The sequence below is a fragment of the Saccharothrix xinjiangensis genome, from assembly GCF_039527585.1.
GTDB lineage: Bacteria > Actinomycetota > Actinomycetes > Mycobacteriales > Pseudonocardiaceae > Actinosynnema > Actinosynnema xinjiangensis.
This window is the reverse complement of record NZ_BAAAKE010000001.1, coordinates 160,341-173,922: the sequence shown is the minus strand read 5'-3', so window position 1 is coordinate 173,922 and position 13,582 is coordinate 160,341. Positions and strand designations below refer to the sequence as shown.

At 69.3% G+C, this 13,582-nt stretch carries 12 protein-coding genes and 1 tRNA gene; 10 read left to right on the top strand and 3 right to left on the bottom strand.

Annotation, left to right across the window (positions count from 1 at the left end):
• Nucleotides 1-7 precede the first annotated feature (7 nt).
• Nucleotides 8-751, bottom strand: coding sequence for a DUF5919 domain-containing protein (locus ABD223_RS00830; protein WP_344033827.1), 744 nt, complete (start codon nucleotides 749-751; stop codon nucleotides 8-10).
• 188 nt (nucleotides 752-939) lie between these two features.
• On the opposite strand from ABD223_RS00830, the gene ABD223_RS00825 reads away from it, so the two are divergent.
• The 8 genes from ABD223_RS00825 (at nucleotide 940) to ABD223_RS00790 (ending at nucleotide 8,066) form a co-directional block, all read left to right on the top strand.
• On the top strand, nucleotides 940-1,359 hold the full coding sequence (locus ABD223_RS00825) for a hypothetical protein (protein ID WP_344033826.1): 420 nt from the start codon (nucleotides 940-942) through the stop codon (nucleotides 1,357-1,359).
• Nucleotides 1,360-1,363: 4 nt separating this feature from the next.
• Nucleotides 1,364-1,570 carry a hypothetical protein gene (locus ABD223_RS00820; RefSeq protein ID WP_344033825.1) on the top strand — a complete coding sequence of 69 codons (207 nt, stop codon included), beginning with the start codon at nucleotides 1,364-1,366 and terminating at the stop codon, nucleotides 1,568-1,570.
• A complete protein-coding gene (locus tag ABD223_RS00815) occupies nucleotides 1,570-1,854 on the top strand; it encodes an AMED_5909 family protein (protein ID WP_344033824.1) in 285 nt (94 codons plus the stop codon). The genes ABD223_RS00820 and ABD223_RS00815 overlap by 1 nt, the downstream gene beginning before the upstream one ends.
• 350 nt (nucleotides 1,855-2,204) lie before the next feature.
• Nucleotides 2,205-3,083 (top strand): helix-turn-helix domain-containing protein, encoded by an 879-nt coding sequence (locus ABD223_RS00810; protein ID WP_344033823.1) that lies wholly within the window; start codon nucleotides 2,205-2,207, stop codon nucleotides 3,081-3,083.
• 308 nt (nucleotides 3,084-3,391) lie between these two features.
• On the top strand, nucleotides 3,392-4,861 hold the full coding sequence (locus tag ABD223_RS00805) for an FtsK/SpoIIIE domain-containing protein (protein WP_344033822.1): 1,470 nt from the start codon (nucleotides 3,392-3,394) through the stop codon (nucleotides 4,859-4,861).
• A gap of 26 nt (nucleotides 4,862-4,887) precedes the next feature.
• The gene (locus ABD223_RS00800; RefSeq protein ID WP_344034704.1) at nucleotides 4,888-6,462 is read left to right on the top strand and encodes a replication initiator; all 1,575 of its coding nucleotides are present in this window, start codon (nucleotides 4,888-4,890) and stop codon (nucleotides 6,460-6,462) included.
• Nucleotides 6,463-6,474: 12 nt separating this feature from the next.
• Nucleotides 6,475-6,684: a helix-turn-helix transcriptional regulator gene (locus ABD223_RS00795; RefSeq protein ID WP_344033821.1), complete on the top strand. Its 210-nt coding sequence runs from the start codon at nucleotides 6,475-6,477 to the stop codon at nucleotides 6,682-6,684.
• Nucleotides 6,681-8,066, top strand: coding sequence for a tyrosine-type recombinase/integrase (locus ABD223_RS00790; RefSeq protein WP_344033820.1), 1,386 nt, complete (start codon nucleotides 6,681-6,683; stop codon nucleotides 8,064-8,066). Before ABD223_RS00795 ends, ABD223_RS00790 begins: the two co-directional genes overlap by 4 nt.
• Nucleotides 8,067-8,241: 175 nt before the next feature.
• On the opposite strand, the gene ABD223_RS00785 is transcribed toward ABD223_RS00790, so the two are convergent.
• Nucleotides 8,242-8,314, bottom strand: a tRNA-Arg gene (locus ABD223_RS00785).
• A gap of 199 nt (nucleotides 8,315-8,513) precedes the next feature.
• Here ABD223_RS00785 and ABD223_RS00780 point away from each other — a divergent pair.
• On the top strand, nucleotides 8,514-9,383 hold the full coding sequence (locus tag ABD223_RS00780; protein ID WP_344033819.1) for a hypothetical protein: 870 nt from the start codon (nucleotides 8,514-8,516) through the stop codon (nucleotides 9,381-9,383).
• A gap of 74 nt (nucleotides 9,384-9,457) precedes the next feature.
• Here the strand turns inward: ABD223_RS00780 and ABD223_RS00775 are convergent, their stop codons facing one another.
• A complete protein-coding gene (locus ABD223_RS00775; protein WP_344033818.1) occupies nucleotides 9,458-12,658 on the bottom strand; it encodes a penicillin acylase family protein in 3,201 nt (1,066 codons plus the stop codon).
• 252 nt (nucleotides 12,659-12,910) lie between these two features.
• Between ABD223_RS00775 and ABD223_RS00770 the strand changes: the two genes are divergently transcribed.
• Nucleotides 12,911-13,558 (top strand): response regulator, encoded by a 648-nt coding sequence (locus ABD223_RS00770; RefSeq protein WP_344033817.1) that lies wholly within the window; start codon nucleotides 12,911-12,913, stop codon nucleotides 13,556-13,558.
• Nucleotides 13,559-13,582 lie beyond the last annotated feature (24 nt).

Sequence of the window (13,582 nt, the reverse complement as noted above, 5' to 3'; positions counted from 1 at the left end):
CTCTTGCCTACCACTTGGGTGGCTTCGCGTCGTCCCAGACGCCTTGGAAGCTCTCCGCGTAGGTCTCGAAGAGGTCGCCCCCTGAGAGGCGGCGCAGGTGCAGGACCGGGGCGTGAGCTGCCATGAAGCCGTGGACGTGGGTGTTGACCAGCATCTCGTCGTCGAAGCGGTAGATCGAGTTGTAGAGCGTGGTGCGGTGGCACCTGATCTCGGCGTGGTCGGTGTCTGCCAGGGGCTTGAAGAACGCGTGCGCGTTGCGGACCTTGGCGGCCAGGGTGCCTCGGCCGATGCCCTCTTCCTCGCTGCGGCGGGCTACTTCGCGGCTGGCCGGGTCGCCCAGGAGCAGGCGGATCTTGACGCCTGCCTCGGCCTTGGCGCGCAGGGTCTTGATCAGGGTCGGGTCGTCGGTGAGGAAGATGCCCGAGTAGACCAGGACTGAGATGTTCATCCGGGCCTGGGCGATGAGGTGGCTCCACAGCTCCTGCGGCACCGAGTGGCGGTGCGGGTAGACCTGCACGACCTCTGACTTGGTGATCTCCTTCTTGGCGTCCGGGGCGAGCGCGTCCGGCCAGAGGTAGCTCTCGGACTCCCTGACCATCGCCGCGATGGCTCGGCGGTGCCGGGGGTACGGGGTCCGGTTCTGGTTGATCCAGCGTTCGACCGTCTTGGGGTCCACGCCGGTGGCCTTGGCCACCGCGTTGAGGTCGAAACCGTTGCGCAGCAACGAATCTCGTAGGCGTTGGTTCGGCATGAGCACCCCCGTGGAACGGCTTGGGACGTCTTGAAGGTAGCAGGACGTCTTCAGATGTCCCGCCATGCGGTGCTGACGTCCCTGGTTTCCGCCGAAAGTGGTTGGTGTCGAGGTGCTGGACAGTCGGTCCAGCCGGCAGTGACTACAGGAGAGCGGCTGTGGCTATCACGGGTGGGAGCAGGCTCCCGGTGACTCATGACTTCGTCTTCCCGCGTGGGGCGTTGGTGATGGGGGTGGAGCCGGTGTTGCGGTTCCAGTCGGCGGAGGAGCGGGCGAAGGGGTTGCCGCCGCAGCAGGAGACGGACAAGGAGTCCGGGTTGTTGGTGTGGTCGGTCCTGGTGATCGACCAGGCGGCGGAGCGGAAGTCCGATGCGGTGGTGACGGTGAAGATCGCCGCTCCGCACCAGCCGGTGCCGCCGGAGGCGATTCCGGGGACCGATGTGCGGCCGGTGGTGTTCGAGCGGTTGACGGTGACGCCGTGGATCGACGACAAGGCGTGCCGGGGTGCTCATGGGGGTGAGCGGCATCGGTGTCGGGCCAAGCTCGGGTACAGCCTGCGGGCGTCGGGCATGGCCTCGGTGATCGCCAAGTCGGCCAAGGCAGCGTGAACCGGTGGCAGACCTCGTCCGTCTGAACGTGACCGCTGACCTGCCCATCCGGGTTCAGTCGCTGGCTTTCGCCGGGCGCGTTGAGCTGCGGCTCGGCAACGCCTTTCCGGCGGTGCTGGTGGTTGACCGTGAGGCGTTGCCGCGGTTGACGCAGGCATTGGCGGAGGGACAGGCCGCGCTGGACGCCTCGTCTGGGACAGGGGGTGCGTGATGGCGCAACCGAAGCGGTCTGACCTGTGGGTGGTGGCCCAGGCCGCGATGACGTTGAAGGACGCGCACGAGGCGTTGGGGGCGTTGATGCCTGCGCCCGATGCGGCGCTGTCGCGGTGGCAGGTGTTCTACCTGCGGTCGGCTCAGGTGTACGAGCGGGTGGCGGAGGTTGACCGGGGGCATCACCACGAGGCGCTGTACTGGGCGAACAGGGAGCGGGAGAAGGGTGAGGAGATCGCTCGTGCTCTTGCGCTGGAGTCGTCGGGGGACGGTGAGGGCGGGTGAGCGGGCAGGGGTCGAAGGCGTCTGCTCGGCGCTCCGCTGTCCGTCGCGATCCGTCCCGGTACTCGGTTCGGCTCCGTGGTGAGCCGTTCGATAAGGCTGTGAGGTTGGCGGGGTTCCGGTCGGACTTCTCGTTGGCGCAGGCGATGGGCGTCAACCGGTCGACGGTGATGCGGGTGCGAGCTGGTTCTCTTCAGCCCGGTCCGGCGTTCATCGGTGGTGCGTTGACGGTGTTGGCTCCGATGACGTTCGCGGATCTGTTCGAGGTCGTTGATTCTTGCGCATAGGGCGCGGTCGTTCTTTTCGCTTTCCGGGCACGGGAGAGGTGTGTCCGGATGAGGTGGGGATTCGTTGTGGCTGATGGTGATTATGTGCGCTTGGGTTCGACTGTGCGCAGTCGGGCGCTGGGTGCGGAGTTGCGGGCGGCGCGGCGTGAGTCGCCGATGAAGTTTGGTGCCCTGGTGGAGAGGTTGGGTGTTTCTCCGGGCTGGTTGTCGAAGTTGGAGTTGGGGACCCGGCGGACCGACGCGCGAAATGTCGCCCGGTTGTTGGGTTTCTACCAGGTGGACCTAGGGACCTTTGACCGGGTGATGGGTCTGTACCGGGAGACCGATGACGGGATTCTGGTGTGGGAGCACGGTCCGGGTGGTGTGGATGAGGTTTCGGTGTTGCTCGATCACGAGGCGGCGGCGCACGAGCTGTTCTGCTACGAGGTGGCGTCGATCCCGGATCTGGTGCAGTCAGAGGACCACATGCGGCAGGTCTTCAGCTATGACGTGCAGGCGGCGGGAGAGGTCGAGCGGTACGTGGCTGCTCGCGGCAAGCGCCAGGGTGTGTTGGGTGCGCGGCTGCCGGTCAGGTGCACGTTCGTGGTGCGGGAGCTGGTGTTGCGGCACCTGGGGCCGGACCCGGAGGTTGCCTGGGGTCAGTTGATGAACCTGGTCTGGTTGGGCGACACCGGGAAGGTCGACGTGCGCGTGATCGCCTGTGATGCCCAGGCCGGGTTCTGGGAGGACTATCCGTTTACGCTGATGCGGTCGCCGGAATTCCGTTCGGTCGTCCACATCGGTGTCATGACGTGCAGCGTGTTCCTTGACGATCCTCGGGAGATCGGGGAGTACGAGAAGGTGGCGAAGCTGCTGTTGGACAACGCGTTGAACGCGGAGCAGTCGCGGGAGCTGATCGTGCGCCTTGCCGATGAGGCGGGTCGGCGGAACGGCTCCGAGAACTGAGGTATTCCTTGTCGCTGGTGGCGTGAGTCGCCGGAAACAGTCCTGCAGTCTTGGTGGGCCTGGGACCGTTTCGCGGCGACTCACGTGACCGTTCCATATCTCAGCCCAAGAGGTTCGGTCATGTCGAGCGTATCTGTTGACAGGGGACGTGCGTCAAGCCGCGCGGTTACCCCGAATGTGTGGAAGCTGACCAATGGTCGTCCCTGCGGGACCTGTAAGAGGTTCGGCATTTACGCGCCCAACCAGCTTGTTTGTTGCGCGTGCCTGGGGTGGCTGCCGCTGATCTTCGCCCCCGTGGGGCGTGTGCGATGAGCGGCGGCAGCAAGTGGGTCGACCCGGCACCGTTCGAGGGTGCTCGGCCTCGTCTGCCGTGGTGGGCGTTGGTGCCGGGTAAGGCGAAGTGGCTGGCTGTGTTGGTGGCGCTGGTGTGGCTCGTGGTGGTCGGTGTCGTGCGCTTGGTGCTCGTTGTCGTCCGCTATCCGGTGGTCGTGTTGGTGCCGGGTTCGGCGGCCTGGTGCTGGTGGCGCTTCGGGCTCTCGCCACTGGTCTTGGCGTTGTTGTCGCTGGTTGCGGCGCTGTTGCTGTGGTTCGGGTACGACCGGGCGTCGTTTATGCGGCATTGCTGGTACCGGCTGGTCACCGAGTGGCGGCGGGCAACCGTCTACGTGCCCCGGTGGCGGTCGGTCATGCGGTTGGCGGATCTGGCAAAGCGGGAGCGAGGATGTGAGTACCGGCCTCGACTACGGCGGGTGCGCTCGGAGGGGTGGAGGGATCGGGTTCGGGTGCGGATGATCCCTGCCCAGTCGCCGGAAGCCTGGGAGCTGCGGCGGGACGGCTTGGCGCACTCGTTCAACGCTCAGTCCTGCCGGGTGCGGGTCCTCAAGCCTCGGGTGCTCGAACTGGACTTCGTCCACCGTGACCCGCTCAACCACCCGCTGCCGGTCCCTGTGCTGGTTGACGCTGAGGTTGATCTCAAGCGGGTGGTCGTCGGGCGGACGGAGACCGGTAGGCCGTGGCGGTTGCGGCTGTTGGGGTCTCAGGTGCTCGTGGTCGGTGTGCCTGGGGCGGGCAAGGGTTCGGTGTTGTGGTCGCTGGTGTGGCAGCTCGCTTCGGCCATCCGCGCCGGACTGGTTCGCCTGATCGGAATTGACCCCAAGGGTGGGATGGAGCTGGGGCAGTGTCCGGACGCCTTCGATCGCGTGGTGTACGACAACGGGCCGGAAGCTGTTGCGCTGCTTGAGGAAATGGCCGCTGAGGTCAAGGAACGCGCTACCCGGTACCGGGGCATCCGGCGGCTGTGGGCGCGCTCGACCGGGGAGCCGTTCACCGTCCTGGTGGTCGATGAGCTGGCCGATCTGATCGCCTACCAGCCGGACAAGCAGCTTCGGGAGCGGGCGGCGCGGGCCATTCAAACGATCACCTCCCAGGGGCGGGCACCGGGCTATGCCGTCGTCGGCCTGGTCCAGGACCCGCGCAAGGAGGTCGTCGGCTTCCGGCACCTGTTCACCACCCGCGTCGCCCTGCGGCTGGACGAGCCGCAACAGGTCGACATGGTGCTGGGGGACGGTGTCCGGCAGCGCGGCGCGGCGGCCCACGAGATCAGCGAGAACACCCCTGGCGTCGCCTGGGTGAAGCAGGACGGGCAGCGGGAGCCGGAGCGGGCTCGGGCCTTCCACGTGACGGACGCGGACCTGGTGGAGCTGGGTGTCTTCCTGGCGGATGCGACCGTGCACGACTTCCCGACTCGGCCGGACGGCACCGGGGAGGCGGCGGCGTGAGCGAGTACCTGACCCGGGCTGATCGGATGAAGCAGCCGGCGGCGTTGGATGTGGCGCGGGCGGTGGCGGAGGAGCACGGCGTGTGCGTCCGGCCGCTGGCCAAGGAGCGGATCGACCTGGACACCGGGCGCGTGGAGATCATCCCGGTGCCGTGCGGCTCGACCGTCGCCAGCGTCTGCCCCACCTGCGCGGAGAAGAACCGGCGGCTGCGCATGGCCCAGTGCCGCGAGGGCTGGCACCTGACCGAAGAACCCGACTTCACCCCCAACCCGCCCACCGACGATCAGCGGGCGCTGGCGGCTTATCGGGCCGACCTGGTCAAGACCTACCGGCAGGCCGTTGACGAGGGTGACGAGATCGGCGCGGAGGAGGTGCGGGAGGAGGTAGCCGGGGTTGATGCGGAGCTGCGGCAGCTCGGAGTCCGCGGCGCGCTCCCGGCCTTGGAGGCTCGGCCTCGGGCGGCGCGGAAGCGGTCGACCAGGCGGCGGCAGGACGCGCCGAACCTGCCTCGACGGCCGGTCAGCAAGCGCACGGTCGGACGCGTGTTCGGCGGCAAGTACCAGCCCTCGACGTTCCTCACGCTGACCCTGGACAGCTACGGCAAGGTCCGCTCGGACGGAACCCCGGTCGACCCGGCGACGTACGACTACCGGCGTGCGGCTCGGGACGCAGTGCACTTCGCGGCCCTGCTGGACCGGTTCGTGCAGAACCTGCGCCGCTGCGTCGGCTGGGACGTGCAGTACTTCTCCACCGTCGAACCCCAGCGTCGCCTGGCGCCGCACTGGCACGCCGCGATTCGAGGCTCGGTTTCGCGGGCGGAGCTGCGGGCGGTGGCGGAAGCCACGTATCACCAGGTGTGGTGGCCTGCCCATGACGAGATCAAGTACAGCGGTGACCACCGGCCGGTGTGGGACGCGCGGGTCAAGGGGTTCGTCGACCCGGTGACGCGGCAGCCCTTGCCCACCTGGGAGCAGGCTCTTGACCAGGTGGAAGCGCCCGCGCACGTCGCCCGGTTCGGCGTCCAGGTCCACGCGAAAGGCATCCTCGGCGGCACCGAAGAGGCCGGACGCCACATCGGCTACCTGACCAAGTACCTCACCAAGAGCATCGGAGAGTGCTTCGAGGCGAAGACCACTCGCCAGGAGCAGCACGCGGAACGGCTGTGCGCGGAGCTGGCCGTCACCCCGTGCTCACCGCGGTGCCCGGTATGGCTGCTCTACGGCGTCCAGCCGCGCGGCGCTCGCCTGTCCATGGAGCCTGGCCGGTGCAAGGGCAAAGCGCACAAGCGCTCCACTCTCGGCGTCGCCGGACGTCGGGTACTGGTGTCGCGGAAGTGGTCGGGCAAGTCGCTCGCCGACCACAAGCACGACCGCAAGGAATTCGTTCGGCAACTGCTTGCCGATGTCGGGATCACCCAGGACGACCAGCCCAAACGGGTCGTCTGGAACAACGTGCAACCGGGTGACCCGAACGTGCCCCCAAGACCTCACCTGCTGCTGCGGGCGGTCGCGGAGCGGCGTCGGTGGAAGGCCGAGTACACGGCGGCGCTGCTCGCCTCGGCCGGTCCTCGCAGGAGTTCGGCAACCGATCAAGCTGCGTGAACAGGGGGAACGATGAACGGCAAGGTGCGTGAGCTGGGTCAGTTGATGTCCGTCCCGGAGATGCTGGAAGCGCTCGGCGGGGAGGTCTCGCGGGACACGTTCTACAAGTGGCGGCAGACGGGGAAGGGGCCTCGCTGCTTCGCGCTGCCCAACGGTGAGCTGCGGTGCAGGCGAACTGACTTCCTGGCGTGGCTCGATGACCTGTACGGGGCGGCGGCATGACCACCACGTTCAAGGTCCGGTTTTGGGAGCTTGCGGACTGGTCGAAGAAGAGGGGTAAGAAGAAGGCCCGGCCCTACGGCGTGCGCTGGGTGACCGACACCAAGCAGCACTCGGAGTGGTTCGCGACCAAGGCCTTGGCCAACAGTCGGCGTTCAGAGCTGATGCAGGCGGCTCGGCGGGGAGAGGAGTTCGATGTTGAGAGCGGACTCCCGGTCTCGGAGCTGAAGCGTCGCAACTCGTTGTCCTTCTTGGAGTTCGCACAGTCCTACGTGGACATGAAGTGGCCCGACTCTGCCGCGACGACGCGCGGGAGCACGGTGGAGGCGTTGGCCACCGCTGGGGCCGTGTTCGTCCGGGATGGAGTTGGACGGCCGGAGGTGACGGCGCTGCGGGGTGTCCTCTCGCGGAACCTGCTGCCTCCGACCACCCGTGGTGACGAGCTGTCCCCGGAGGACAGGGAGGTCGTGGACTGGCTGGCCCGGAATTCACGTCCGCTCTACGACCTGACCGACGCCTCAGCGGTGCGCGAGGTGCTGGACGCACTGGCGGCCAAGCTCGATGGCAAGTCGGCCGCTGCGAGCGTCTACCAGCGGAAACGGGCGGTCCTGTTCAACCTGCTGTCCTACGCGGTCGAACGGGAGCTGATCCCGGACAACCCGCTGACCAGGGTGAAGCGGAAAGCGGCCAAGGTGGTCGACCAGGTTGACCCGCGCGTGGTCGCCAACCCGGGCCAGGTGGCGCGACTGCTGACGGCGGTGACCTACGTGGGGCGGCGGAACCGGGACCGGGGTGCGCACCTGGCGGCGTTCTTCGCGACCGGCTACTACGCGGCGGCGCGACCGGCTGAGGGCCTGGCGCTCCGCGTGGACGACTGCACCCTGCCGGAAGAGGGCTGGGGGATGTTGATGCTCGGTGAGTCACGGCCGGCGGCGGGCAAGCGGTGGACGGACTCGGGGGAGGTGCACGACCGGCGCGGCCTGAAGCACCGGGGACGGAAGGAGGTCCGGCCGGTGCCCGTCCCGCCCGTCCTGGTCGGCATCCTGCGGGACCACCTCGACCGGTACGGCACCGGTCCTGATGGGAGGTTGTTCCGCTCTCCTGGGGGCGGCGTCGTCTCCTCGTCCACGTACTACCGCGTGTGGGAGAACGCCCGCCACTACGCCCTGACGCCGTCCCAGGCGGCCTCTCCGCTGGCCGGACGGCCGTACGACCTGCGGCACGCGGCGGTCTCCCTGTGGCTGAACGGCGGCGTGCCGGCCACGGAAGTAGCGGAGCGTGCCGGGCACTCCGTCGACGTGCTCCTGAAGGTGTACGCCAAGTGCATCGACGGCCAGCGGGACACGGTGAACAAGAGGATCGAAGCACTGTTCGAAGAGGAGTGACCCACCTCACCTCGGCTCTCCGGGTGGGCTGCCCAGGGGGTCGATCCCGTTTCGCGGTGGTTTCGCGAACACCGGCAAACAGGGGCAGATTCCCACCGACGGCGACTGACGGAAAAGATCAGGCCCCGAGCGCGAAGACGCAGCTCAGGGCCTGATTCACCCGGCGAAAGGTGAGTGCCCCCGGCAGGATTCGAACCTGCGACACACGGTTTAGGAAACCGATGCTCTATCCCCTGAGCTACGAGGGCGCGTCCTGAAGCCTACCGTGTCCCCCCTCGACCTCCGGCCGAAGGGGGTGTCACCCGCCTGGGGGCAGCTTCGTGCACCCCCGGTGAGGGGCGGGGTCCCCGCACTTCGGCTGTCCGGGGGAAGTGGCGCGCACCATCTTCTCCGCCCGCTCCCCGTGGGGTACAGAGAGGACACCTCCCCTCTGACGAAAGCAACTCCATGAGCAGTCGACCCTGGCCCGACCTCAGCCCCGGACCCTTCGGCTCCGTGCGCGCCTGGTGGCGTCGCAGCCGCGCCCAGCCGGACGAGTACACGTTCGTGCCCGCCTCGACGACCCACCAGCACCAGTTCGAGTCGCCGCTGCCCAGCGCCGTCTACGGGCTGGACTTCCACGTCAAGATGACGATCCACTGGCGCCTCGACCTGACCGGCGGGGCGCGGCACAGCTCGCCGCGCAGCGCGGCCGTCAACGACATCATCCAGCGGGCCAGGGCGTTGACCGAGCGGACCATGCTCGTGCACCACGTGCCGCTCCAGCACCAGCTCGGGGACGAGTTGGCGGCCGAGCGGCAAGTCGACGGCACGCACGTGTGGGCGCGTGCCGACGGGGTTTCGCTGACCGTCGCGGACGGTGACCTGGCGGTGGCGCGCAAGCACATCGAGCTGTTGCAGGCCGGCGCGATGCGCCAGGCGGAACGGGACGCCGAGCGCGACGAGATCAAGTACCTGCGCGAGGAGGTGTTCGGCGACCTGGCCAGTGCCACCATCTGGTGGCTCACGCGCAACGGCTACCAGGTGGAGCAGGCCGTCGCGTTGAGCAGGCACCTCGCCGAGCTGGTGGAGATCGCCTCGGACCGCCGCGACCGGCACTGGGCGGACGCCCTGGTCACCAGCTTCGAGAGCGCCCTGCCGCGCCTGGAGGACGGCGACCGCGCCGACCTGCGCCTGCACCTGGCCAAGGCGCTGGGCATGTACGGGGGCTCGACCGTGGCCGCCGAGTTCGCCGAGCAGGTGGGCCTGTCCACCCAGCACGAGTTGCCGCCGAGCAACGGGGCGCACCGCGCCAACGGCGCCCGACCCCTGCCCTGAGCTCCACGGGGGAGTGGGAAAAGGCGGAAGACCCCGGTCCCTGGGGGTGGACCGGGGTCTTCCTGCGGACCGGCCTACGAGACGTAGACCTCAAGCTCGTGAACCGAGTATCCGTAACCGGTGGCCCTTTGGATACCCGTCATTCGTACGAATCGTGCCTCATCAGGCGGGAACGGCGCAACGTCTTTCCCTCCGTCACCCGCGGACGTCTCGTACGCGGTCCGCCAGGTCGAGCCGTCGGTCGACAGCTCTATGCGATACGCCCTGGCATAGGCCCCTTCCCACGACAGCACGACCCGGCCGACCCGGCGCACGGCGCCCAGGTCCACCTGCAACCACTGGGCGTCGGACCAGTCGCTGGCCCACCGGGTGTCCGGCCGGCCGTCCACCGCGTTCGACGGCGGCGACTCGTGCCACCCGCGCTCGTGGCTGCTCGCGGTCGCGGTGGCGCCGGCCGCCAGGTTGCGCAGGTCCGCCCCGCGGTGGGACGGGAACTGCACGACCTGCTGGTACGTCGGCCGGTTCTGCCAGTTCACCTCGTCGTGCGTGATGCCGCCCATGGCGCGGTGCACGATGCTGTCCGCGCACCACTGGTCGCCGGCCGCGCACGTGCCGTCACCGGGGTACACCGCCGTGGCGGGCACGGCCGCCGCCGCGCGCAGGCTGTCCAGCAGCACCTGGCGGCACGCGGTCAGGTCGCCGCCGCCGCAGTAGCGCCCGCCCAGCGGGCCCCGCACGGAGTCCCCGAGCACGGACCGCAGGTCCTTGTGCACGTAGCTCCACCAGCCGTTCTGGAACGAGGAACCCTTGTGCGGCGTGGTGCCGTTGGGGTCGGACGGCGCCTCGTCCACCTGGAGCGCCCGGGTCAGCTGCCCGTACAGCGCGTCGCCCAGGCCGGGCTTGAACTGCGCCTCGACCAGCCGCGGCCACCAGGCGTCCAGCACCCGGATCGCCTCGGCGTGCGCGTACGCCTTGCTGCCGCGCGCGGTCTCCTTGCGCAGCGAGCCGGTCCGCTGCCACTCGCGCAGCTTCGCCACGACCTGCGCCAGCGCCGGGTCGGTCACCGGCGCGGCGTCGACGACGCGCAGCAGCACCGGCAGCACCTGCTCGGCCCGCAGGTCGGCCACGCCCGCCTCGGCCATCACCTTGGTCAGCGACGCCCGGGTGACGGGTCCCCCCGCGATGAGCGCCCGCACGCGGTCGTCCAGCAGGTCGCCGCGGTGCACCGAGCCCATGCCGTAGCCCGACGCCGAGTAGTCCTGCGCCTGCTTGTTGTTCCAGCTGATGTAGTAGTCCTGGTTCACCGACTGCGGGTGCTGCGCGAACGGCGTGTAGGTCGCCGTGTTGCGGTCGGCGTCCCAGCCCTCCCACTCGTAGGCGGGTTCGGCCTTCACCGGCAGGTGCGGGTCGACGGTGCTCTTGCGCACCGGGTTCGAGCCCGAGTTGAAGTACGCGGTGTCGCGGGAGTCCACGTAGAACCAGTTGAACGCGTAGCCGACGCGCTCGGAGGCGCGCTGGAAGTCCTGCGCGGACCGGATCGCGTCGGGGTCGTTGAACTCCTGGAACCCGAGGATGGAGTCCACCTCGTGCAGGTACGTCGACCGCAGCGAGGTGTAGGCGACGAACTTGCCGTCCACGCGCGCCCGGCTCTGCACCAGCCCGTACTTGGTCCGGTGCACCACCAGCGTGTACGAGCCGGCCGGCGTCGGGTCGGCGACGGTCGGCTTCCAGGAGTTCTTGCGCTCCAGGCGCTCCATCGGCAGGCACTGCCCGTGGTAGCGGTAGTGCAGGGACCCCGCCGAGGCGGGCGCGCCGGACGGCTCGCACAGCTCGACCGCGTACGTGTCGGTGATGTCCTGGCCCGCGGACGTGGCGCTCCACGAGTAGTCGAGGCCCCGGCCCAGCTGCACGTACATCGACACGCCCGCGAACGACACGCCGCGCGCCCGCAGGCCCGGCCCGTTCAGCTCCTGGAGCATCAGCAGCTGCGGCGCGAAGTACCCGGTCTGCGGTCCCCACACGGCGATCGGGTTGCCGCTGTCGGTGTGCGGGCCGGACACGACCAGCGCGTTGGACATGCCCTGCTTGCGGCTGAGCAGGTCGCGCGGCAGCACGCCGTCGGAGAACAGCCCCTCCAACGCCTTCAGCTCGTCCGGCACGTCCACAGTGGACGCTCTAGAGGTGGTCTCGTCGTAGACCATGCGCTCGGGCGTCACCGCGCCGCCGTCGGGCAGCGCCACGCCCTGCGGCGCGGCGGGCGTGGTGGCGTACGGGAACCGCTGCCCGTCGTGCAGGGTCAGCACGGTCTCGGGGTCGTTCTGCTCGCGGAACGACCGCCACACGCGCTCGCCCTCGGTCGCGCCGTACCGGTTCTGCGCGGCGAGCTTCACCAGGGCGTTCTGCACCTCGCCGCCGCCGCCCGCGCCGAACAGGCCGCCGACCACCGCGGCGATGGCGACCATGTCCGTGGGCTGGAACGGCTGGATGTCGTTCCAGTTGGTGATGGCGTCGGCGTGCCCGGTGAGCACGTACTCGCCGGGGAAGTACCGCCCGTCGACCGCGTCCTCGATGTAGGCGTTGATGCCCGCGACGTAGTCGCGCACGTCCTGCAACGCCTGCGCGCCGCGCGGCCCCTGGGTCGCGACCCGGTCGATCTGGCGCTGGAGGTCGGCCTCGGTGTAGGGGATCTGGCCGTAGAAGCTCTGCTCCAGGGCGCGGTTGCCCTCGGCGCCGCCCGCGAACCCGGACAGCTGCCCGCGCCCGAGGTGGCGGAACAGGTCCATCAGCCACAGCCGGTCCTGCCCGGCGGCGTACCCGGCGCCGAACTCGGTGCCGGAGCGGGTGGTGCCGGTGATGTGCGGCATGCCGAGCTTCTTGTCGCGGACGATGGTGACGTCCTCGCGCGGCTTGATCGTGCTCTCCACCTGGTCGGCGGGCACGCCGAAGGAGGCGTCGTTGAAGAACGCGCCCAGTTGCTCGTTGGTGAGCCCGCCGTAGCCGGAGGGGAGGGCGTCGTACTTGCCGAGCTGGTCGGCCGAGTGCGCGGGCCGGGTGCCGAACACCTGGTGGGCGAGGATGTCGGTGAGCGTGGCGTGGCCGTTCTGGCCGGGCGGCAGCACGTCGTGGCACTGGCCCAGGCAGTGGTCGTCGGGCGCGAACGCGCCGGTGGCGGCCTCCTCGACCGGTGCGGCCACCGCGACGGGCGCGGCGGTGGGCACGGCGAGGGCGGCGGCCAATAACGGCACGACGGCGAGCGAGCGGGCGGCTCTCCGCATGACGCGAAGCTCCTTCCAGAGCAGGGGTCGTGTGACGCACGTTACTCAGAAGTAAAGATTCGCGAAAGTCCTTCGCGTTAACTGCGGAAATCACCCTCCGCAACCGCCTGACCTCGCTTTCCGCCTGGCAACTGTCAACGGGCTGTGGGCGTCTCGTTCCGTGGTGAGATAACGGTGAATTAACGTCAGCTTGCGTGTTCGTGCGCGATGCTGGGCGGGTACGAACACGAAACGCCAACGCGGGGAGGCGTCGTGATCAAGGTGATGCTGGCCGACGACGAAGACCTCGTCCGGTCCGGCCTTCGCATGATCCTCGGCAGCGCCGGCGACATCGAGGTCGTGGCCGAGTGCGATGACGGGCACCTGGTGGCCGACCTGGCGCGCCGGCACCGACCGCACGTCGTGCTGCTGGACATCCGGATGCGTTCCTCCGACGGGTTGACGGCGCTGCGCAAGCTGCGCGCCATCCCGGACCCGCCGCGGATCGCCATGCTGACCACGTTCGACGTGGACGAGTACGTCTCGGAGGCCCTGCGCCTGGGCGCCTCGGGCTTCCTCCTCAAGGACACCGAACCGGAACAGCTGGTCCGGGCCGTGCGCGACCTCGCCTTGGGCGGGGCCGTGCTCGACCCGGGTGTGGCGGCCAGGGTGCTGGCCGCGGTGGCGGACGGCGAGCGGGCCGCGGAACCCGCCCGCCGGCTGCTGGCCTCCCTGTCCGAGCGCGAGCGCGAGGTGCTGGTCCTGATCGGGCAGGGCATGTCCAACGCCGAGATCGGCGGCACGCTGCACCTGTCCGAGGCGACGGTGAAGGGCTACGTCTCGTCGGTGCTGGGCAAGATCGGCGCGGTCAACCGCGTGCAGGCGGCGCTGGTCGCCTTCCGCGGCGGCCTGATCGCCTGACCTCCCGGCGCGCCCGGCCTGGTC